Origin of the sequence: Meridianimaribacter flavus (genome assembly GCF_004366715.1) — a bacterium.
Classification (GTDB): Bacteria; Bacteroidota; Bacteroidia; order Flavobacteriales; family Flavobacteriaceae; genus Gaetbulibacter_B; species Gaetbulibacter_B jejuensis.
Map to the genome: position 1 here is coordinate 340,809 of NZ_SOQZ01000002.1, position 22,167 is coordinate 362,975.

At 34.1% G+C, this 22,167-nt stretch carries 18 protein-coding genes; 5 read left to right on the forward strand and 13 right to left on the reverse strand.

Annotated elements, in window-relative coordinates; translation table 11 throughout:
• Window positions 1-120 precede the first annotated feature (120 nt).
• Entirely contained in the window at window positions 121-2,028 is a 1,908-nt protein-coding gene (dnaK, locus tag A8975_RS06385; RefSeq protein ID WP_134199172.1) for a molecular chaperone DnaK, read from the reverse strand.
• Between the two features lie 202 nt (window positions 2,029-2,230).
• Here dnaK and A8975_RS06390 point away from each other — a divergent pair, with 202 nt between their 5' ends.
• The 3 genes from A8975_RS06390 to A8975_RS06400 all read left to right on the forward strand — a co-directional run bounded on the left by A8975_RS06390 (window position 2,231) and on the right by A8975_RS06400 (window position 5,333).
• Window positions 2,231-3,655: an L-serine ammonia-lyase gene (locus A8975_RS06390; protein WP_134199174.1), complete on the forward strand. Its 1,425-nt coding sequence runs from the start codon at window positions 2,231-2,233 to the stop codon at window positions 3,653-3,655.
• Window positions 3,656-3,738: 83 nt separating this feature from the next.
• Window positions 3,739-4,557 carry a 3-methyl-2-oxobutanoate hydroxymethyltransferase gene (gene panB / locus A8975_RS06395; protein WP_134199176.1) on the forward strand — a complete coding sequence of 273 codons (819 nt, stop codon included), beginning with the start codon at window positions 3,739-3,741 and terminating at the stop codon, window positions 4,555-4,557.
• A 77-nt stretch (window positions 4,558-4,634) separates the two neighbouring features.
• Window positions 4,635-5,333, forward strand: coding sequence for an RluA family pseudouridine synthase (locus A8975_RS06400; RefSeq protein ID WP_134199178.1), 699 nt, complete (start codon window positions 4,635-4,637; stop codon window positions 5,331-5,333).
• Here the strand turns inward: A8975_RS06400 and A8975_RS06405 are convergent.
• The 8 genes from A8975_RS06405 to A8975_RS06440 form a co-directional block, all read right to left on the reverse strand.
• Window positions 5,330-6,148, reverse strand: a complete 819-nt coding sequence (locus tag A8975_RS06405) for a sensor histidine kinase (RefSeq protein WP_134199180.1) — start codon at window positions 6,146-6,148, stop codon at window positions 5,330-5,332. The genes A8975_RS06400 and A8975_RS06405 overlap by 4 nt on opposite strands.
• The gene (locus A8975_RS06410) at window positions 6,141-6,842 is read right to left on the reverse strand and encodes a hypothetical protein (RefSeq protein ID WP_134199182.1); all 702 of its coding nucleotides are present in this window, start codon (window positions 6,840-6,842) and stop codon (window positions 6,141-6,143) included. Before A8975_RS06410 ends, A8975_RS06405 begins: the two co-directional genes overlap by 8 nt.
• Before the next feature lie 11 nt (window positions 6,843-6,853).
• Window positions 6,854-7,381: a hypothetical protein gene (locus tag A8975_RS06415; RefSeq protein ID WP_134199184.1), complete on the reverse strand. Its 528-nt coding sequence runs from the start codon at window positions 7,379-7,381 to the stop codon at window positions 6,854-6,856.
• Between the two features lie 69 nt (window positions 7,382-7,450).
• The gene (locus A8975_RS06420) at window positions 7,451-8,302 is read right to left on the reverse strand and encodes a biotin-dependent carboxyltransferase family protein (RefSeq protein WP_134199186.1); all 852 of its coding nucleotides are present in this window, start codon (window positions 8,300-8,302) and stop codon (window positions 7,451-7,453) included.
• Window positions 8,295-9,026 (reverse strand): 5-oxoprolinase subunit PxpB, encoded by a 732-nt coding sequence (gene pxpB, locus A8975_RS06425; RefSeq protein WP_134199188.1) that lies wholly within the window; start codon window positions 9,024-9,026, stop codon window positions 8,295-8,297. Before pxpB ends, A8975_RS06420 begins: the two co-directional genes overlap by 8 nt.
• 7 nt (window positions 9,027-9,033) lie before the next feature.
• Complete coding sequence (pxpA, locus tag A8975_RS06430) at window positions 9,034-9,777, reverse strand: 5-oxoprolinase subunit PxpA (RefSeq protein ID WP_317128040.1); 744 nt, start codon at window positions 9,775-9,777, stop codon at window positions 9,034-9,036.
• On the reverse strand, window positions 9,774-10,997 hold the full coding sequence (locus tag A8975_RS06435; RefSeq protein WP_134199191.1) for an Nramp family divalent metal transporter: 1,224 nt from the start codon (window positions 10,995-10,997) through the stop codon (window positions 9,774-9,776). The genes pxpA and A8975_RS06435 overlap by 4 nt, the downstream gene beginning before the upstream one ends.
• Window positions 10,997-12,535 (reverse strand): YifB family Mg chelatase-like AAA ATPase, encoded by a 1,539-nt coding sequence (locus A8975_RS06440; protein ID WP_131507005.1) that lies wholly within the window; start codon window positions 12,533-12,535, stop codon window positions 10,997-10,999. The genes A8975_RS06435 and A8975_RS06440 overlap by 1 nt, the downstream gene beginning before the upstream one ends.
• A gap of 93 nt (window positions 12,536-12,628) precedes the next feature.
• Here A8975_RS06440 and A8975_RS06445 point away from each other — a divergent pair, with 93 nt between their 5' ends.
• A complete protein-coding gene (locus A8975_RS06445; RefSeq protein ID WP_134199193.1) occupies window positions 12,629-14,101 on the forward strand; it encodes an SLC13 family permease in 1,473 nt (490 codons plus the stop codon).
• Here the strand turns inward: A8975_RS06445 and A8975_RS06450 are convergent.
• The 4 genes from A8975_RS06450 to pabB form a co-directional block, all read right to left on the reverse strand.
• Window positions 14,094-15,056, reverse strand: a complete 963-nt coding sequence (locus A8975_RS06450; protein ID WP_134199195.1) for a YheT family hydrolase — start codon at window positions 15,054-15,056, stop codon at window positions 14,094-14,096. The genes A8975_RS06445 and A8975_RS06450 overlap by 8 nt on opposite strands.
• 2 nt (window positions 15,057-15,058) lie before the next feature.
• Window positions 15,059-16,681, reverse strand: a complete 1,623-nt coding sequence (gene ade / locus A8975_RS06455) for an adenine deaminase (RefSeq protein WP_134199197.1) — start codon at window positions 16,679-16,681, stop codon at window positions 15,059-15,061.
• Window position 16,682: 1 nt separating this feature from the next.
• Window positions 16,683-17,996, reverse strand: a complete 1,314-nt coding sequence (gene tilS, locus A8975_RS06460; protein ID WP_134199199.1) for a tRNA lysidine(34) synthetase TilS — start codon at window positions 17,994-17,996, stop codon at window positions 16,683-16,685.
• A 68-nt stretch (window positions 17,997-18,064) separates the two neighbouring features.
• Window positions 18,065-19,363, reverse strand: coding sequence for an aminodeoxychorismate synthase component I (pabB, locus tag A8975_RS06465; RefSeq protein ID WP_134199202.1), 1,299 nt, complete (start codon window positions 19,361-19,363; stop codon window positions 18,065-18,067).
• 101 nt (window positions 19,364-19,464) lie between these two features.
• Between pabB and A8975_RS06470 the strand changes: the two genes are divergently transcribed.
• Window positions 19,465-22,152, forward strand: a complete 2,688-nt coding sequence (locus tag A8975_RS06470; protein WP_134199204.1) for a hypothetical protein — start codon at window positions 19,465-19,467, stop codon at window positions 22,150-22,152.
• Window positions 22,153-22,167: the final 15 nt, after the last annotated feature.

Sequence of the window (22,167 nt, forward strand, 5' to 3'; positions counted from 1 at the left end):
TGTAAAAATTTTTGAGATGCTGAATCAAGTTCAGCATGACAGCTTCGAACTTATTTCACTTCTTCGAAATCTATCTTTCGACAGAGCCTGTATCGAGCTTGTCGAGATGCTCAATACGGGCTACTTGACTTCTTCGAAGTCTACGTCTTCTACATCGCTACCTTCGTTAGATGCACCTGCACCACCTTGAGGTTGCTCTGCTCCTGCTGCACCTTGTTGTGCTTCAGCTTGTGCTTTGTACATTTCTTCGCTAGCTACTTTCCAAGCTTCGTTTATTTTTTCTAAAGCTGGATCAATTACTGCGATATCTTTTGTTTCGTAAGCTTTCTTCAATTCTTCAAGTGCTTCTTCAATTGGTTTCTTTTTATCATCAGATAATTTGTCACCAAATTCTTTTAGCTGACTTTCAGTTTGGAAGATCATAGCGTCAGCACTGTTTAATTTATCAGCAGTTTCTTTTGCTTTTGCATCAGCTTCAGCATTTGCTTCTGCTTCTTGCTTCATTTTTTGGATTTCATCTTCTGTTAATCCTGAAGACGCTTCAATTCTGATATCTTGAGATTTACCAGTTGCCTTATCAGTCGCAGATACTTTTATGATACCGTTAGCATCAATATCAAACGTTACTTCAATTTGTGGAGTACCACGTTTTGCTGGTGGAATACCATCTAAATGGAAACGACCAATTGTTTTGTTGTCTGCTGCCATAGGACGCTCACCTTGTAATACGTGAATTTCTACTGATGGCTGATTATCTGCAGCTGTTGAGAATACTTGACTTTTCTTTGTTGGAATAGTTGTATTCGCTTCAATTAACTTGGTCATTACGTTACCCATAGTTTCAATACCAAGAGATAATGGTGTTACGTCTAATAAAAGTACGTCTTTTACATCTCCTGTTAATACACCACCTTGGATTCCAGCTCCTAATGATACAACTTCGTCTGGGTTTACACCTTTACTTGGTTTTTTACCAAAGAATTTTTCTACAGCTTCTTGTACTGCAGGAATACGTGTAGAACCACCAACTAAAATAACTTCGTCAATATCACTTTTACTTAAACCTGCTGCTTTTAATGCAGACTCACATGGCTCAATAGTACGTTTTACTAAATCGTCAATTAATTGCTCAAATTTAGAACGTGTTAATGTACGTACCAAGTGCTTTGGTCCGCTAGCTGTAGCTGTTACGTAAGGTAAGTTGATTTCTGTTTGTGCAGAAGATGATAATTCAATCTTTGCTTTTTCAGCAGCTTCTTTAAGACGTTGTAAAGCCATTGGGTCTTTACGTAAGTCCATTCCTTCTTCAGCATTAAATTCATCTGCTAACCAGTTAATGATTTTTTCATCAACATCATCACCACCTAAATGCGTATCTCCATCTGTTGATAATACTTCAAAAACGCCATCTCCTAATTCAAGGATAGACACGTCATGTGTACCACCACCAAAGTCAAATACTACGATTTTTTGGTCTTGTCCTTTTTTATCTAATCCGTAAGCTAAAGCTGCTGCAGTTGGTTCGTTTATAATTCTACGAACTTTTAATCCTGCTATTTCACCAGCTTCTTTTGTTGCTTGACGTTGTGAGTCATTAAAGTAAGCAGGAACTGTAATTACAGCTTCACTTACATCTTGACCTAAATAATCTTCAGCTGTTTTCTTCATTTTTTGAAGAATCATTGCTGATAATTCTTGAGGTGTATATAAACGACCATCAATATCAACTCTTGGTGTATCGTTATCACCTTTTACTACTTTATAAGGTACGCGTTCTGCTTCATTTTTTGATTCAGAATATTTGTTACCCATAAAACGCTTGATAGAATAAACCGTTTTTGTTGGGTTTGTTACTGCTTGACGTTTTGCTGGGTCACCAACTTTAATTTCACCACCTTCTACGAAAGCGATTACAGATGGTGTTGTACGCTTACCTTCTGCGTTAGGAATTACAACTGGCTCATTACCTTCCATTACAGAAACACAAGAGTTTGTTGTACCTAAATCGATTCCAATAATTTTACTCATAATTTGTTTTTATTTGTTTTTAAGATTTCCGCTTTCGCAGAAATGTTGTGTTCTAATTTTAATTCGGTTTGTATAAGTCAATGATTGTGCCATGACAAAAAATATGACACGATGTCACTTTTTATAACTTTAATTTTACACATTATTATATTGGGAATGCTCCAAATGTGAGTATATTTGACGCACTAAAACGATTTCGTGAATGGAGTGTATTTCGGTTTTTGATATGCTAAAAATAGGCGTTGGTCCTTCAAGCTCTCATACTTTAGGTCCTTGGCGCGCAGCTGAACGCTGGATTAAAGAATTAAAAGACAAAAACAGGTTTGATAAAGTTGAAAAAATATCTGTTGACTTGTATGGTTCTTTATCCTTAACAGGAAAAGGACATGCTACAGACTATGCGGTTATGCTAGGTTTAAGTGGTGCTGATCCTGAACGTATTCCTGTTGACACCATTGATGTCATTATTGCATCAATAAAAAACACCAACACCCTTTTATTCAACAATGAAAAGCCTTTAGAATTCAACCCAAAAACTGAAATTACTTTCAACAGAAAGTTTTTACCGTTTCATGCCAATGCTTTAACATTTACAGCAACCATAAATGGCAGAAACTACAAGTCTACCTACTACTCTATTGGAGGAGGATTTGTTGTACAAGAAGAACGAAAAGTTGCTAAAGCCAATAAAATTATCTTTTATTGTACATTTCCGTATCCAACTGAAACAGGAGTTGATTTACTTAAGTTTTGTAATGACTTAAATCTTCCTATTTCTGGAGTGGTATTGGAAAATGAAAAGTCTATTAATGATGAAAACCATATCGATTCAGAGTTAAGCAGAATTTGGAACACTATGCTAGAATGTATGTATGTAGGTTGTCATACAGAAGGAAATCTTCCTGGAGGATTAAATGTGCGACGTCGCGCTTATGATATGCACCAAAAGCTTAAAGGTGATTTACCTTATCAATCTCCTGAAGAATGGCTACAAGTTATTAGAAAAACCGAAGTAAAGTTTCGACAAATATTAAAATGGGTAAGCTGCTTTGCACTTGCTGTAAATGAAGTAAATGCCTCATTAGGTCGTGTGGTTACTGCACCTACTAATGGTAGTGCTGGTGTAATACCTGCTGTATTGATGTATTATATGGTAATTGAAAACCATGAAGCTGATTTTGAGCACATCAAACGATTTTTACTAGTTGCAGGAGAAATTGGAAGTATCTTTAAAAAAGGTGCAACTATAAGCGCTGCAATGGGAGGCTGTCAAGCCGAAATTGGAGTATCATCAGCAATGGCTGCTGGAGCATTGTGCGAATTGCTAGGAGGAACTCCTGAACAAGTTCTAGTTGCTGCCGAAATTGCTATGGAACACCATTTAGGACTAACCTGCGACCCAATTGGTGGTTTGGTACAAGTCCCATGCATAGAACGCAACTCTATGGGAGCCATAAAAGCGATTAATGCTGCTGAATTAGCTTTAGATACTGATCCTAATAATGTAAAAGTTCCGCTTGACAAAGTAGTAAACACGATGTGGGAAACCGCTAAAGACATGAATTCCAAATACAAAGAAACCAGTGAAGGCGGTTTAGCAGTTGGTGTAAATTTAGTGGATTGTTAATCTTTCCTTATTTGTAGACTGCTCCATTGATAAAAATTCATTAAAACTCATTATTTTTACAGAAATAAACAAACTATAATCTTATGTCAGTAGCTAAAAAAGAATACAAAAGAATTACCGTAAAGTCTTTAATAGAGATGAAACAAAACGGAGAAAAAATCTCCATGCTTACTGCTTATGATTATACCATGGCAAAAATTGTTGATGGCGCAGGAGTTGATGTTATTTTGGTTGGTGATTCTGCTAGTAATGTTATGGCAGGACATGAAACTACACTGCCAATTACTTTAGATCAAATGATATACCACGCTTCTTCGGTAATTAGAGCTATAAGCAGAGCTTTAGTGGTTGTAGACTTACCTTTTGGGAGCTACCAAAGTGATCCTAAAGAGGCGTTGCGATCTGCTATTAGAATAATGAAAGAATCAGGAGGTCATGCCGTAAAATTAGAAGGTGGTAAAGAAATTAAAGAATCTATAAAGCGTATACTGAATGCTGGAATTCCTGTTATGGGACATTTAGGTTTAACACCTCAATCTATATACAAATTTGGAACTTACACAGTAAGAGCTAAAGAAGAAGAAGAAGCAAAAAAATTAAAAGAAGATGCTTTAATGCTCGAAAAAGCAGGTTGTTTCGCTATTGTGTTAGAAAAAATACCTGCAAAACTAGCAAAAGAAGTTGCTAAGAGCGTTAGTATTCCTGTAATTGGTATAGGAGCTGGAAATGGTGTTGATGGTCAAGTACTAGTGGTTCATGATATGTTAGGAATGACTCATGAGTTCCATCCACGTTTTTTACGTCGCTATATGAATTTATACGAAGAGATGACAACATCTATTTCGCAATATGTAGATGATGTAAAATCGGTTAATTTCCCTAACGACTCTGAGCAGTATTAAAAGCCCCTTTGTCCTACGGACATTTCCCCAAAGGGGAAAGTAAAAATTGCAAACCGAATTCAGATATTAGATTAAATGTGCTAGAAAAAATTCTATCAAATAAATCAAATCTTCAGGTACTTTATGAAGACAATCACATTATTGTGGTTAATAAACGTGCTGGTGATATTGTACAAGGCGACAAAACTGGAGACAAGCCTTTAAGCGATGTTGTAAAAAGCTATATTAAAGATAAATACAACAAACCTGGAAATGTGTATTTAGGTGTTGTACATCGTTTAGACAGACCCACAACAGGAATTGTATTGTTTTCAAAAACCAGTAAAGCACTCCCAAGACTTAACAAGTTATTTGCTGAGAAAAAAACTAATAAAACTTATTGGGCTTTAGTTAAAAACCAACCACCTAAACAACAAGATACGTTAATTCATTGGTTACGTAAAAATCCTAAAAACAATAAGTCTACTGCTTTTATAAAAGAAACTTCAGATAGTAAAAAAGCTATCTTACATTATAAAATCTTGAAGCAACTTGACAATTATTTCTTGTTGGAAATTGAATTAGAAACAGGTAGACATCATCAAATACGTTGTCAATTAGCAAGTATTGGTTGTCCTATAAAAGGCGACTTAAAATATGGTTTTAAAAGAAGTAATCCTGATGCAAGCATTAGTTTGCATGCTAGACAACTAAAATTTACTCATCCTGTAAAAAAAGAAGCCATTTCGGTTATTGCGCCTTTACCAAAAGATACTATTTGGGACGCTTGTCTCTAACCTAAAGGGTAAGTTAAGGTTAAAGTAACCCCTTCATTAGGTTTTGAATATATATCAAACTTAGCATTAATTAATTCTGCTCTACTTTTCATATTTATCAGTCCAGAGCCTTTTTCTGCAGATTTCATGTCAAAACCTTTACCGTCATCAGTTGCTGTTATAATTAGTTCTTCAGATTGATAGTTGAGCGTTACTTTTAAGTTTTGAGCTTCGGAATATTTAACTGTGTTTGAAAAAAACTCTTGTAGAATTCTGAATACAATTATTTCATGCTTTTTATCGCTAAATGCTTTTCTTTCGCCTTTAACTTCCAATTCAGTTGATGAAAATTTCATCCGCTTTAATCGGTTAAGTTCATTACTTACAGAGTCTTCAAAACCCATATTTAGTAATACTTCATTGTTTAAAGACTTTGAAAGTGCTCTAACTTCCTTGAGGCTATCTTTAACGATGTTTGATGTCTCATCAACTTTCCCTTTTATGTTTTCAGGAACTAATGCTCCTAGCATATTCAGTTGCATATTAGCATAAGACAACAATTGACCAACATTATCGTGCAACTCCCAACCTACATGCTTTAAGGTTTGCTCTTGTATTTCGGTTTGAGCTGTTGCAATTTCTTCATCAAACGCCTGCTGTTGCGCTATTTTGTCTAGTAAGAGTTTATTTTTTCGCTTTTGAAACACTATAAAAAAGACAACGATAAATCCGCATAAAATAAAAAGTACAAACACCATATAAATCAACAAATTCCTTTCAGCAGAAGTTGATATTGGTTGTTGTTCTTGTAAAAAAAGCATTAAAAAATTAGTCATAATCAGGGTTTGAAACTATAAGACCTACAGTAAAAGTCAAATACATTAATGAAATTGCAAATAAGTTAATATACCCTCTTAAATTAACATAATCCATATCTGCTAGTCTAAAATAAGGCTCAAAAAAAGCCAAAGGTGTTTTTACTAACCAAAAAACAAGAATAGTGCAACTGATATAAAAATTCAGTGATTTATAAAATTTTAAAATTTTATCACTTTGTAGCATTTCAAAAAAATAATAAAACACACACAGCATAATTATTATTGCTCCTAAAACACTAATTGAAGGAATAGAAGTTTTGAAAAAATCAGGTAGAGTCAAAATGATAATACAAAGTGAAGCTATTAAAAATAAAGCAAGCGCTATTTTCAAAGTAGTTTTGGCCCTTTGATTAGTGAGAATCTTGAGATAATACCATACAAAAAACACAATTGCCCCTAAACTCCAACATATTGTATACCACCAATAGTTTTTTTCTAATAAAGTACCTTGTAAAAAACTAAAAATTCCATCTCTAACCCAAAAAGTATAGCGTCCTATAACACCAAACGCTACCACATAAATTAAAAAGTAAATAAAGTATTTAGCAGCTGTATGACGGTATCTTTTATATAAGATTAAACCCGTTACAGCTGCTATTATTTCTACCGCTAAGTAGAGGTAGCTTCCATAATCATTTATAAACTTGACCAATTGGCACTAATTTATTGTGGATAGTTAGCTCCTGGTGGTTGCCCATTACCGCCTTCATTAAACCCACTACCTCCAGTAATATCTCCTTTTCCTCCTTGCATAAAGTGGCTAAAAGCATTCATACTACCATCAGATGTGTTGGTTGCACTTTTTAGGTAGCCTGTTGGCACAAAAAACATCGTTGTATAACCTGGAATACCGTTAGCATCTGGATAAGCTCCAAGATAAACCCTAATACCATTCATTGTAAACCCTAACGAATCGGCTTCGTTTTCAGCATAATCCAAGTAAGCTCTCATATCATCAAGTGAATACCAAGATGATCGGTTATCTCCTCCTCTTCGCGTCACAATAGAGTCACTGATTAATTGATACCTTGGATTGTAAGCCGTATCCAAAGCTTTAGCTTCTTGAGGTGTTATCAATCCTTTAGGAGGTGTTAAGTTCTCCATTCCTGTTTCAGATTGTTTACAACAAAAAAAGTAAGTCAACACTGCTCCTAAAGCAAATCCTAACAAAAGTAAAATTAGTTTTTTCATAAGTTTTGAATTAATAGTTGGTTCTAAAATATTGAAATCTTTCAATACTGTAAAGTATTTTTTATTGTTTTACTGCTTTAACAATTTTAACCTTATCTTTTCATTAGGCTTTTTTTGCGCTAATCTACTAATAGACAATTCGTTTAAATGTAAAACTCTAGGATAACCGCCTGTTGTTTGACAATCTCGCATTAAAACAATTAGCTTACCTGAAGGTGTCAACTGAATAGTTCCTGGTAAAACCATTGAGGTTATTATTTGCGCTAAGTTATTCTCTAACTTTTCATTAAGTTGATAAGCCATCCGGTTATTAAGTTGGGACACTGAAAACTCTTGGTTAAAAAGTAATGCTTTTTGACTATCACTTAAGCTTTCAAACTCAGGTCCTTCAAATACCTCTATAGTTTTACTTTTAAAGTGATTAGTATTAACTTTAAGTGTTGCATTATGTTCTAAATTAAAAATGGAAGCTGTATTAATCTTTAAAGAGTCTCCCACAGCTATTTTATTTGCTTTAGTCACGTTTGAAAACATACTTTTACTCTCCATTACACTTTCAGACTGAAAGCCTCCCAAAACCGCTAAATAACACCTGTAACCATAATTTAGTTTACCAAATGAAAGTACACCTCCTGCTTTCACTTTTATCGCTTTATTTAAACTAATTGATACGTCATTTAATTTTGGAGATAAGTCTGCTCCTGTTAAACAAATGACTGTTTGTGTTTTAAAAAGAAGCCTTGGTCCTGTCATTGTAATCTCTAAAACAGCATCATTTTCATTATTGCCTAAAACTGTGTTTGCAATTTTTGAGCTATAGGCATCCATAGCGCCAGAAAAAGGTACTCCATAACGCTGAAAACCAAACCGACCTAAATCCTGAATAGTTGAAAATAATCCTGATTTTAAAACCTCAACCATTTATTACCTCACTTTCTAATTCATAACTCTCCAATGCTACTAATTCTGAAATAGCTTTATGTTCATTTAAAGATATTGGGTAAAACTGAATTTTATCTCCACTCTTCGCAAAACAAGGCTCGTCTTTGGAAACATCAAAAAACTCAATTGGCGAATTACCTATAATATTCCAACCTCCAGGACTCACATTTGGGTATATTCCTGTTTGGTGTTCTCCAATGGCAACAGCTCCTTTTTTTACTTCCATTCTAGGGGAAGATTTTCTAGGAAAATGTAATTGATTATCTAAACCTCCCAAGTATAAAAAACCAGGTAAAAAGCCAACAAAAAAAACAGTATAAATAGCTTGCGAATGTAGTTTTATAATTGCTGATTTTGACAGCTTTTTTTGAGCAGAAATTTCTTCTAAATCAATACCAAAAAACGCATCATAGCACACAGGAATTTTCCACAACAATTGGTTTCTATGTCCAACCTTTTTACGATTAAAATAAATCGATTTCAATGCTAAAATTTCATCATTGATATTATCAATAGTAAATTTACAAATAATTAATATCGAGTTATATGCATTATTTATCTCAACTACTTCTTTAACATAATTATTAGCTATACTATTTTTAAAAATTAGAACATCTTCAAGAATAATTTCATTTATTTCATTAGGCCATTCTATTAAAATTGAACACTCACCATAAGCTTTATATTTTAGATTAAAATCCATCAAAACATTAGGCTATTTTAACATGAAGTTCTTTTAATTTTTCGGTAAGATATTGCAATATTTTTTCAACGTTTGGAGAGTCTCCATGCACACAAAAAGTATCTACTTTTACATCTACTTCTACTCCACTTATTGTTTTTACTTTCTGCCTTGAAATCATATTAAAAACATGCTCAAAAACTGCTTCAGGATGATTTAAAACAGCATTGCTTTTATCTCTTGATACTAAGCTTAAATCTTCATTATAATTTCTGTCAGCAAACGCTTCGTACATTACAGGAATTTGTTCTTCCAAAGCTAAATTTGCTATCACAGAACCATAAGGCACATACAATTTTACTGGTAACGCTATACTTTTTATCACCTCAATAATCACACTAGCAGTCTTTTCATCCTTCATCGCCAGATTATACAATGCGCCATGAGGTTTAATATGATGCAATGCAAGATGTTCAGTTCGCAAAACATTCATAAACCCTCTAACCTGCTGTTTTACCGAAGTATATAAATCAGCACAAGACATCTCCATTGGCTTTCTTCCAAAGTTCTCTATATCAGGAAATGAAGGATGCGCACCAATTTTTACACTAAACTCTTTAGCTAGTTTAGCAACAGCAATCATTGTTTCCTCATTTCCAGCGTGTCCTCCACAAGCTATATTACACGAAGACACATAAGGCAACAACCTAGCTTCGTTACCTAAACCTTCTCCAACATCAACATTAATATCTACAGTATATCCATTCATCATAACACATTAAACACTTTTAAAACACTTTTTAAACCTAAGAAAACAGCCACTAAAAGAGTCACTATTCCCACAATATTCTGCAATAAGCTGTTTTTATATTTACCTAGCAATTCAGATTTATTCATAACCCAAATCAAAAACACAGCAACTAGAGGCAACAGCAATCCATTAGCCACTTGTGCAAACTTGATTAGCTCTATAGATTTTATTCCTAAAGAAGAAAATACAACTCCTAAAGCTAGAACAAACAACCACACACCTTTAAAGGTCTTAGATTTTAAATTGGTACTCCAACCCAAACATCCACTAGCAACATAAGCAGCTGCCAAAGGCGCAGTAATTGCACTTGTAATACCTGCTGAAAACAGTCCGATAGCCATAAAATACTTTGAAAAACTACCAAACAAAGGCTCTAAACCTAAAGCTAAATCCGAAGCATTGCTAATTGTTTTAGTCTGAATCGCTGAAGCAGAAATAATAATGCACATTGACACCACTCCTCCCAACACAACAGCAACTATAGTATCTTTTCTAGCATACTGCAAATCACTTTCAGTACACCACTTTTCTTTAACCAACGCTGCATGTAAAAACAAATTATAAGGCACTACAGTAGTTCCTATTAAACCAACAACAGTCAACACACTTTCTTTAGGCATTTTAAAACCAAACAAGCCTTTAAAAACCTCCATTAAGTTAGGCTTTGTTAGTATTGCTGTCACTAAAAAAGCAACACTCATTACCACAACCATAGCTACTAATATTCTTTCTAGTGTTTTATAATTTCCAATAGTTAAAATTAAAAACGCAACCAAACCGATGATTAAACTAAAAACATTCACATCAAACACACCAACTTCAACACTCGGATTACCAAATAGCGTTTCCAAACCCAGCACACCTCCACTAATGTTTCCTGCTTCATAAGCTGCATTACCTACAACTATCGCTGACAACATTAAAACAATTACAACAGTCTTAAAAACAGGATTTTTAATTTCAGTTCTTATAACTTCCGAAAGGCCTTTTTGAGTAATTACTCCTAATCGTGCTGACATTTCTTGCAATACTATTGTAGCGAACACCGAAAACAACATAGCCCAAAGCAACGCATAACCAAACCCAACACCTGCAAGTGTACAAACTGTTACTGTTCCAGGCCCAATAAAAGCTGCTGCAACCAATGGTCCTGGACCTATATTTTTAAACCATGCTTTCATTAGCCTAACCAACCTTCTCTATCTAAACTTCTATATTGAATAGCCTCAGAAATATGCGCTCCATTTACCGCTTCACTAGCCTCTAAATCAGCAATAGTACGTGCTACTTTCAAAATTCTATCATAAGCTCTAGCAGAAAGATTTAAACGCTCCATTGCTGTTTTAAGCAATTGCTTTGAATTATCATCCAAGACACAAAATTTTCTAATCTGTTTTGTATTCATTTGCGCATTGTAATGCACATTATCAAACTCTTTAAATCGCTTAGTTTGAAATTCTCGAGCAGCAGTAACGCGCTTTCTTATATCAACCGAAGATTCACCTTTTCTGTCATCAGATAGTTTTTCAAAAGGTACAGGCGTGACTTCAATATGAATATCAATTCTATCCAATAATGGCCCAGAAATTTTACTTAAATACCGTTGCATTTCAGCAGGAGACGAAGTTACAGGAGCATCAGGATCGTTAAAATAACCTCCAGGACTCGGATTCATACTTGCCACCAACATAAACGACGATGGATAGGTTACTGTAAATTTAGCTCTAGAAATCGTTACCTCTCTATCTTCTAAAGGTTGACGCATTACTTCTAAAACCTCTCTTTTAAACTCAGGTAATTCATCTAAAAAAAGCACACCATTGTGAGATAAAGAGATTTCTCCTGGTTGAGGGTAGCTTCCTCCACCAACTAGCGCAACGTTGCTTATAGTATGATGAGGACTTCTAAATGGTCGTTGTGACATCAATCCTGTATGCTCTTTTACTCTACCAACTACCGAATGGATTTTTGTAGTTTCCAGTGCTTCACTCAATGTCATTGGAGGTAAAATACTTGGTAATCGCTTTGCCAACATTGTTTTTCCTGCTCCTGGAGGCCCTATTAAAATAATATTATGACCACCTGCTGCTGCAATTTCCATACAGCGCTTTATTCCTTCCTGACCTTTTACATCGGCAAAATCAAACTCAGGGAAATCGAGATTTTTATAAAACTCTTCCCTTGTGTTTATAATAGTCTGTTCTAAAGCTTCATCTTTATCAAAGTAGTTAATGACTTGTTTGATATTATCAACTCCAAAAACTTTTAAATCATTAACAATTGCAGCTTCTTTTGCATTTTGACTTGGCAGAATAAACCCTTTAAAACCTTCTTCTCTAGCTTTAACAGCAATAGGCAACGCACCTTTAATAGGTTGTAATGTTCCATCTAAAGACAATTCTCCCATTATGAGATAGTCTTCTAGGTTTTCAGCTTTTATTTGATTAGAAGCCGCTAAAATTCCGATTGCCAATGTTAAATCATAAGCAGAACCTTCCTTACGCAAATCGGCAGGTGACATATTGATAATTATTTTTTTTCCAGGAATTCGATAACCGTTATTTTGAAGTGCAGCCGCAATACGATAATTGCTTTCTTTAATAGCGTTATCAGGAAGACCTACCAAATGATAACCCACTCCATTATCGACATTTACCTCAACAGTAATGGTTGTTGCTTCAACACCAAAAACTGCGCTTCCGAAGACTTTTTTAAGCATAAAAGATTGGTTTCCTTAAATGTAATAAAAAAAGACAAATAATAAATTGATTAAAATTTACTATCATTACTGCATATTTGCATTATATAGACTATGAACACCTCCAAACGTATCGGTTTTATTTTAGGACCTACTTTATTTATTATCATCAAACTTTTTTTTCATCCAGAAGGCTTATCAAGCGAAGCCAATGCTATACTAGCATCTACATCATGGATTGCAGTTTGGTGGATTACCGAAGCTATTCCTATTGCAGCAACTGCACTACTTCCTATAGCTTTGTTTCCCTTATCAAACGGTTTGAGTTTAAGTGATACCACAAGTGCGTTTGGTCATAAGTTTGTGTTTTTATATTTAGGTGGTTTTATTATTGCAATTGCTATTGAGAAATGGAATTTACACAAGCGCATCGCCTTAAACATTATTAACATTATTGGCTCAAACGTTAAGAATATTATTCTTGGGTTTATGGTTGCTACAGCGTTTTTATCGATGTGGATTTCCAATACAGCTACTTCTGTAATGATGCTACCTATTGGCATTGCTATCGTCTCTCAATTAAAAGATAATCCTGACACAATTGAAGACGAAAACCTAATTTTTGGTAAAGCTTTAATGCTTGCCATAGCTTACAGCGCCTCTATTGGTGGCATTGCAACTTTAATTGGCACTCCTCCAAACCTTGTCTTAGCTGGTGTTGTTCTAGATACTTACAACTATGAAATTACATTTTTACAGTGGTTTATGTTTGGGTTTCCTATTTCAATCTTATTACTTTTTATCTGTTGGAAGTACCTCACCAATTTTGCTTTTACTTTTAAACAGAAAGAATTTCCTGGTGGAAAACAAGAAATTAAAAGACTTTTAAAAAACTTAGGAAAACTGAGTTACGAAGAGAAAGCTGTAGCCTTTGTTTTTGCCACAACAGCATTTTTATGGATTACACGCTCCTTTTTATTCAATACAATATTACCACAACTCGATGATACCATCATAGCAATTATTTTTGCTATAGTCTTGTTTTTTATTCCTTCCAAAGATAAAAAAGAGCAACTCATGACTTGGGAAGATGCTGTAAAATTACCTTGGGGAATTATTTTGCTTTTTGGAGGAGGAATGGCTCTAGCAAAGGGATTTGAAACAAGCGGATTAGCACAATGGATTGGCAACCAAATGACAACCTTAGTAGGAATTTCATCAATACTAATCGTGTTATTACTTATTGCTGCTGTAAACTTTTTAACCGAAATCACTTCCAACTTAGCAACCACAGCTATGCTATTACCTGTTTTAGCATCAATGGCAATAGCTGTAGATATGCATCCTTATATCCTTATGGTTGGTGCAGCAGTGGCTGCATCTTGCGCTTTTATGCTTCCTGTGGCAACACCTCCAAACGCTGTGGTTTTTGGTTCTGGTTATTTGAGAATTCCTGATATGGTTCGTAAAGGCATTATAATGAATGTTATATCAATAGTCATTTTAACCTTGTTTGTGTATTTTATGCTGCCTTTACTTTGGGATATTACTGTTAATGGCTTTCCTGAAAGTTTAAAAGCTAATTAACAGAAGATATAAACTCCAAGGCTCGTTTTTCGTTGTAATAGATGTTCTTCCTATCGATAAACCCAACATGACCTCCATACTTAGGCATTTCTAAATGTAAATTAGGATTATGTTTAGCCTCTTTAACAGGAAAACATTCTGGTGATAGAAACGAATCGTTTAAGGCATTAATAAGTAAGGTTGGTATTTTTATATTTGATAAAAACTGAAGACTGCTGCTCTTCTCATAATAGTCAAAAGCATCTTTAAATCCATGCGCTTTGGAAGTATAAACATCGTCAAAATCTTTTAAAGTTTTAATTGAATTAAATTCCTTATCACTCAATTTACCAGAATGTTGTGTTTTCTTCTCTTTCAAGTTTTTTAGCAAATGCTTTTTGAAATTATTGTGAAATAAAATATTATTCATTTTATGTAATTCACCCGAAGACCCTTTTAAACTACAAGGTACCGAAACAGCAATTACAGCTTTAATTTGATTTGGAACATCATCGCGTTCTCCTATATATTTTAAAACCATATTACCTCCTAAACTGATGCCTTTTATGTATATACGCGTATATGATTTTTGCTCTAAAACATGTTGAATAACCGCCTCTAAATCTTCGGTAGCACCAGAATGGTACGAACGAAATTTTAAGTTTGGCGTCCCACTACATCCTCTAAAATTAACTGCTACAGCATCTATGTTGTTTGTATTAAACAGTTTAGCAGTTCCTGTAATGTATGGTCGTTGCGCATGACCCTCTAATCCATGCAACAGCACTATAAGTTTATTGGTTTTTTCTTTTGAAAAACTCCAGTCTAAATCCAGAAAATCACCATCTGGAAGCTGAATTAGTTCCCGCTCTTGAACAACATTTTTAACACGTCGTACCAAACCAGAATACACTGTTGACACAAATCCGTTTCTAAAAAAATAAGGCGCTTTGTACTTTGATTCTACTATTGGCATTATTAACTCACTTCTACTGGTGTAAACGTAAATGTACTACCATTAAACAATCCTTTATCACTCAACTTTAACGACGGAATCACTAACAACGCCATAAAACTCAAAGTCATATATGGCGCATTTAACGTGCTACCTAATTGTTTTGCCATAGCATCTAAAGCTGCATAGTCTTTTCCAATAGCAACACCATCTTTATCACTCATAATTCCTGCAACAGGAAGTGGTACTATTTTTTCTTCGGAATTGGAAATCGCACAAATACCACCTTTATGTTCAATAACCAGATTAACCGCTTTACAAATCGCTTCATCATCCACTCCAACAGCAATAATATTATGCGAATCATGACCTACCGAACTTGCTATAGCTCCTTCCTTAAGTCCGAAGTTTTTTATAAATCCTATTGCTGGACTTTGATTTTGATAACGGTTCACGACAGTCATCTTTAAGATATCGTTTTCAATATTTGATATCAAATTTCCATCTTTAAGCAAGCTATCAGCAATAATTTCATTGGTTACCAATTGTCCTTCTAGCGCTTCAATAACGCGTATTTGTTTAGAAGTTGTTTTAAACTTAAAGTCTTCAACTTGCTTTTTTTCAGTATTAAAATTATTCAACACTTCAAAAGGAGTTGATTGAATTTTAGATTCACCTTTATCATAAACCAACTCACCATTAATATAGGTTTGAAGGGTTTTAAAATCCTTTAAATCATTGACAATAACAAAATCTGCCGCATCGCCAACTTTTAGCAAACCTACATCTAAATCATAATGCTCTACAGGGTTTATGCAAGCTACTTGCAGCACTTTAAATACATCTATACCTTTTGCTACAGCTCTTGCACACAACGTATTGATGTGACCAAGTATTAAATCGTCTGGATGCTTATCATCACTACAAAACATCATGTTTTCAAAATGTTCTGGTAACAAATCGATTAGAGCATCGAAGTTTTTAGCTGCACTACCTTCGCGTATTAAGACTTTCATGCCTTTTTGGAGCTTTTCCAAACCTTCTTCAAACGTAAAACATTCGTGATCGGTTGAAATACCTGCGTTAATGTATTTTGAAATTGCTTCACCTCTCAAACCTGGAGCATGACCATCAATGGGCTTATTAAAGTGTTTTGCCCATTCTATTTTTTTTAGAACCTCAGGATCGTCATTAAGCACACCAGGATAATTCATAAGTTCTGCTAAATACTTAATCTCTGGATTTGCCATCAATTGCTTAATTCCATCAGAATCTATAACAGCTCCAGCCGATTCAAAAGTAGTAGCAGGAACACATGAAGGCGCACCAAAATTGAATTTAAAAGGTGTTTGTTTCCCGTTTTCAATCATAAACTCCACACCTTCTACTCCAAGCACATTGGCAATTTCATGAGGATCAGAAACCGTTGCCACTGTACCATGAGTTACAGCAATTCGCGCAAACTCACTTGGCACTAGCATAGAACTTTCAATATGTATGTGTGCATCTACAAAACCAGGTAGTATATACTGGTTTACGTTATGTGCTTTTTCTTCAATAGCTACTATTTTTTCATCTTTAATAGTAATTTCACCTTTAAAGATGCGTCGATTAAGAATATCGACAATTTGTCCTTGTAAAATCAAGTTATTTTAATTCTATTTTAATAATTTTCTTAGTCTTGTCAGTAACTTTAAAACGACTGTCGGCACGTTTACCAATAACCCAAATAATGTAATCTCCGGAGCATAGCAAAAGTGTGTTTTCCTTGTCTAAGAGCGACATCTTCTCGTCTTTAAAGTATTTGCTTAATTTCTTTTTTCCTTTCATTCCTAACGGATGAAAATAATCGCCTTCTTGCCAATGTCTTACTGTTAAAGGAAATTTGAGCTTTTTCTTATCTACAAAAATACGATTAGCGTCTTTTCCGAAAATTGCATCAGCTTCATCAAAAAAGAGAACTCCAGCAGTGGTTTTTATTTTATCGTCACATTCAGAAATTGTTATTACTTGCTGCTTATCTTCAGTGTTTAAATCACTCAACAGTAAGTAATCTCTATCTTTTATTAAACGATGGGTTTCAGAAAACACTTGCTTACCTGATTGCGCATCTAACAAATTAAATACATCGTTCCACTCGGTAAAACCATATACTTTTAATAATTCATACAAATAGGCTTTTGGATGACTGAGTTGCTTAATTTCTGAAATCTCAAATTGAATTTCAAACTCTGTAATGTCTTTTATAACCTTATCGGAAACATCATCTATCCTATCGTCAATTATTGCTTTTGAGTCTTTTAAAAAGGCTTGAGTTTGACTAAAGGTTTGCAATAATTGTGGATTAATATCTTTCAACACAGGAATAACCTCATGACGTATTTTATTGCGCAAATATTTTGTGGATGCGTTTGTACTATCTTCTCTCCATTTTAAATTATTGTCGTTGGCATACGCCTCAATTTCCAAACGTGAAAATGGCAATAATGGTCTAACCGTATTGTTATTTATAATGGGAATTCCAGTAAAACCCTCTAAACCTGTTCCTCTTGTGAGATTGATTAAAAAGGTTTCCAAATCATCATCAGCATGATGAGCAGTTAAAATGTAGTCAAACTTAAGTTGTGTTGCTAAGTCATTAAACCAGTTGTAGCGCAACTCCCTTGCTGCCATTTGCGTAGATAGTTTGTGCGTTTTGGCATAAGTTTCGGTTTCAAAATTCTGTACAAACACTTCAATTTCTAAATCATCAGCAAGTTGAACGATAAAATCTTCATCTGCATCGCTTTCTTTTCCTCTTAAATTAAAATTACAATGTGCTAAAGCAAACTTAAAATTAGCAGCACGACATAAGTGCATTAACACCACACTATCAATTCCACCAGAAATTGCAATAAGGAGTTTACTTTCTTTTAGAAAAGGAAGATTTTGGATGATATGTTTGTTGAATCTTTCTAGCATTAGTTTTTAATACCTATTTCAAATATAACAACTTGAAACCTTTAACATTAAACTTTAAGCGGAAATTTTCAACTCTCCAACACCTCTCGCATAGCTTTAGCTTTAATCAAGCATTCTTCATACTCTTTTAAAGGGTCGCTTTTTGCGGTAATTGCACCTCCAACCGAATAGGACACATATTGATTGCTTTGATTATACAAAATACTACGTATCACCACATTAAAATCGAAATCGCCTTGAGGTGTAAAATACCCAACAGCTCCAGAGTATAACCCACGCTTGGTTTCTTCTAAAGTTTCAATAATTTTCATTGCCGAAATTTTTGGAGCTCCTGTCATACTTCCCATTGGAAATGTTGTCGCTATAACATCTACTGGATGTGTCGTGGATTCAATTTGAGATGTTACGGTTGAAATCATTTGGTGTACTTGTTCAAAACTGTAGACTTTACAAAGTTCTTTCACCTCTACACTGCCTTTAGTGGCAGTTTGAGACAAATCGTTTCTTACCAAATCCACTATCATAATGTTTTCACTTCGTTCTTTTTCGTCTTTAGCAAGCTCTGTTTTAAGCCTATCATCTTCGTCTTTATCTTTTGAGCGTTTAGCTGTCCCTTTAATAGGTTGCGACACAATTGTAGTTCCTTCTTTTTTTAAGTAACGTTCTGGTGATGCCGAAAGTAAATACTTATCGTCTAATTTTAAAAACGTTGCAAAAGGCGGTTTGGAAATAGCATTAAGCTTGTTATAAATGTTTAAGGGTTGAATTAAAGTGTCTTCAGCATAAAACTCCTGACAAAAATTAGCTTCATAAATATCTCCTCTATGAATGTGTTTTAACATGGTATTTACCTTGTTAAAATAGTCGTCTTTGTGGATGCGAAGCTTTATTTTAATGTTTTCGGTTTGTGGCTCTTCAACGGTATTTGAAACATCTATAGCATCTATAGTTTTTAAATCGACATCAAGCTCATCGCTAACAAAATTTAAATACCGAACTTCAACAACATCATCTTTAAAAAGAAATAGTTTTTTGGGTTGAAAAAAGAACAATTCAGGAAACTGCAAACCGTCAAAATTTCTTGAAGTCAAGTGCTCAACATCGTTTTTTAAATCGTAAGTTAAATACCCAAAAATCCAATCGTTTGTTTGGGTTTGATAGTCTTTTAATGCTTTAAATGCATTTTCATAATCGGTTTGAATACTCGTTATAGCATCTACTGCTAAAACTGCATCAAATGTAGAATATTGGGTGTTGAAAGCATTTGTATCTAACCAAACAACTTCACGAAACTGTTGGCTCCAATGCAATAATTTTTGTTTATATTGCTCAACGTTACTAATGTTTTGCTTGGATATTGTTCTCAAAAGGGTAATTCTTATAAGTTTCCAAATTTATTAAGAAACTATCAATTTAGAATAATATAAAAGACTTTACTTAATACTAAACAAAAATCTACTTTTTGCACATGAACTTAAAGCGCTCTTTTTCAACCAACATACTTCTTACAGTATGTTTTGTTTTGGTTTCTAACCTTAGTTTTTCAAATCTAACCCTTTGGGATTGGTATACGTATACAAATACCGATTTGGGTTACTCATTAGAGTTACCTAATGAACCAAACTATCAAGATGATTATGATAGTTTTATCATCTATTCCTACAATGACACGAATTCAAAGCGCGTGTATTCCTTTTTTGCTTTAGACTTAAGAGATCGAAATCAAGACAGTAAACCGAGTGAAATTGTTGATAATTTCACAAACAACATCGTCAACAATCTTAATGGAGAGCTGCTAGACAAAAAGGAAATAAAATACAGTGGTGGACTCCAATACAAGATACTTGTAAAGATTAATGAAGAAAAACTAATGAGTGCTCAGTTTACTTTACAAAATAATATACTGTACTACTTATCGGTTGAAGATTTAAAAGACAGTGTTGACAACAACAATACCAAACGCTTCTTTAATTCGCTTAAAGTTACAAGCGCTAAACCTATGGAAGTTAAAGAATGGCTGGATTTTGTGAGTGAAAAAGGTGCATTTTCTATCACTATCCCAGAAGAACCTACTGACTTGTCGCGCGAATATCCAAATCCGTTAGAAGAAGATGGTGAACCTTACTATTTATACCTTTATTCTGCACCAGACTATAAAAACGACGATAATTACCTATTTAGATATAACGACCAACCGCTTGGATATTTTATGGAAGATCCTGCTGGTGGGTTTGAGTCTATGCAAGAAACATTAACAGCAAGAGCTGAACTATTATCACCTCCTAAAACTATATTTTTAGATGGTAATGAAGGACGAGAATATGAATTATTGCTTGATGGTAAATTTCATACTATCTGCAGAATTTATTTAAGAGGAAACAGAGCCTACCTTTTACTAAAGCAAAAACTAAACGAGAAAGAAAAAGCGACTACTGACGATACTTTTTTTAATAGTTTTAAGTTTGAACCATACAAAACTCCTGAGCTTACAACCTTACAACCAAGAGGCACAAACTTTGAAGTTCTGTTTTTTGACGACCTTAAAAGAGTCATTGACACTGTTGGTTATGAAAGTACTTATCTTAAAAACTCCAACGACTATTTTGCACTCAATGAAATGTCTGGAGGAACGTATCAGTTTGGATACAGCGATTTGAAAGATTATTTTAAAATAGCATCTAAAGATGAGTTTTTTGAAACCAATATTGACGCTCTTAAATCTTGGAATGACAGTATTATAAAGCAAAAAAACATCAAAGTAGGCAATGAAGATGGTGTTGAATTTCATATTCAAAATGAAGGTACAAAGGTGATTACTAAACATCAATTATGGCTTCAAAACAAACGCTTGTTTTTAATGACAGGTTATTTAAGTGACGAAGAACGCGACAGCAAACTAACTGACTCTATATTCAATTCGTTTAAAGTCATTTCAAAAGAACCTGAGTTTGATGTATTCAGCTCAAAAACTGATGCAATTTTTAACGACTTACGCTCAAAAGATTCAATTGTATACAATAATGCACTTGGCGCTTTTGATTATTATGAGTTTGAAACAACCGATATTCCTAAACTCTACGAAGCTTTAAACTACAGCTACGATTCTCAAGAAAAAACCAATCTTATAAAAGACAAAATAGCTGAACAATTTTCATTGGTTAGCGATAGTAAAACTTTAGACGTTTTAAAAAATCTGTATACCAATGAAAGCACAAACGATGATTTAAAAGCAACAATCTTAACAATTATTCCAGATTTAGAAAATGATGATGCTTTGAGTGTTTACAAAGATTTATTTCTTAATAATCCACCTGTAAATACTGAAAATTACACTTGGGGTGTAGTGTCACCATTTACCGATTCACTTAATTATGCTATTGAAAACTACAAAGATTTTTCAACCTTAATCAAGCATGAAAAATACCGTTCAGATGTTTTAGATGTATCATTAAACATCCTTCAAGACAGCACAGGTCACAGTAGTTTGGTAAGTGACAATATGGAAAAACTGTTTCAGTATATGGAGTCTGATCTTCAAAAATATTTAGAAGAAAAAGATAAAGACGAGTACGACTATTCAATGAACTCATTAATCTATTCGTATTTAAACTTTTTAAATAAGTCTTCATACAAGAATGAATTCACCGACACTTTCACCTCTACTCTAGCAAAAGAAAAAGACAATCAATGGTTTAGCTTACAAGCAACAACAGCACGAATTGTTAACAACTACCCACTTGACAACGCTTTTATTGAAACACAAATGGATAGTTTGTTTTCTAGATACGAAATCATGGAAGCTTACCACAAAACCAATCAGTTTAATAAAGTTCCTAAAAAATATATTAAACCTGAAGAGTTTGCAAAACTTGCACTTTACAATTATGTTGGCGAAGACGAAGGCTATCCAGACACTATGACTGTAGTTGGGAAAATTAAAAATGAAGGTGACGAATACTATGCTATTTCTTTTGGATATGAATACGAAGAAGCTGAAGGTGAAGAGTATTTAGCCATTGTAGGACCAATAAAAGAAATCTCTCAAAAAACACCATACGAAAGGTACAAATGTTATACTGAATGGGATAGCGTTGAAAAGGACTGGAAAACACAAACCAAAAACCTTATCCCAAGTTTAATAGAATATGGCTACTAAGTTTAATGGATTAAG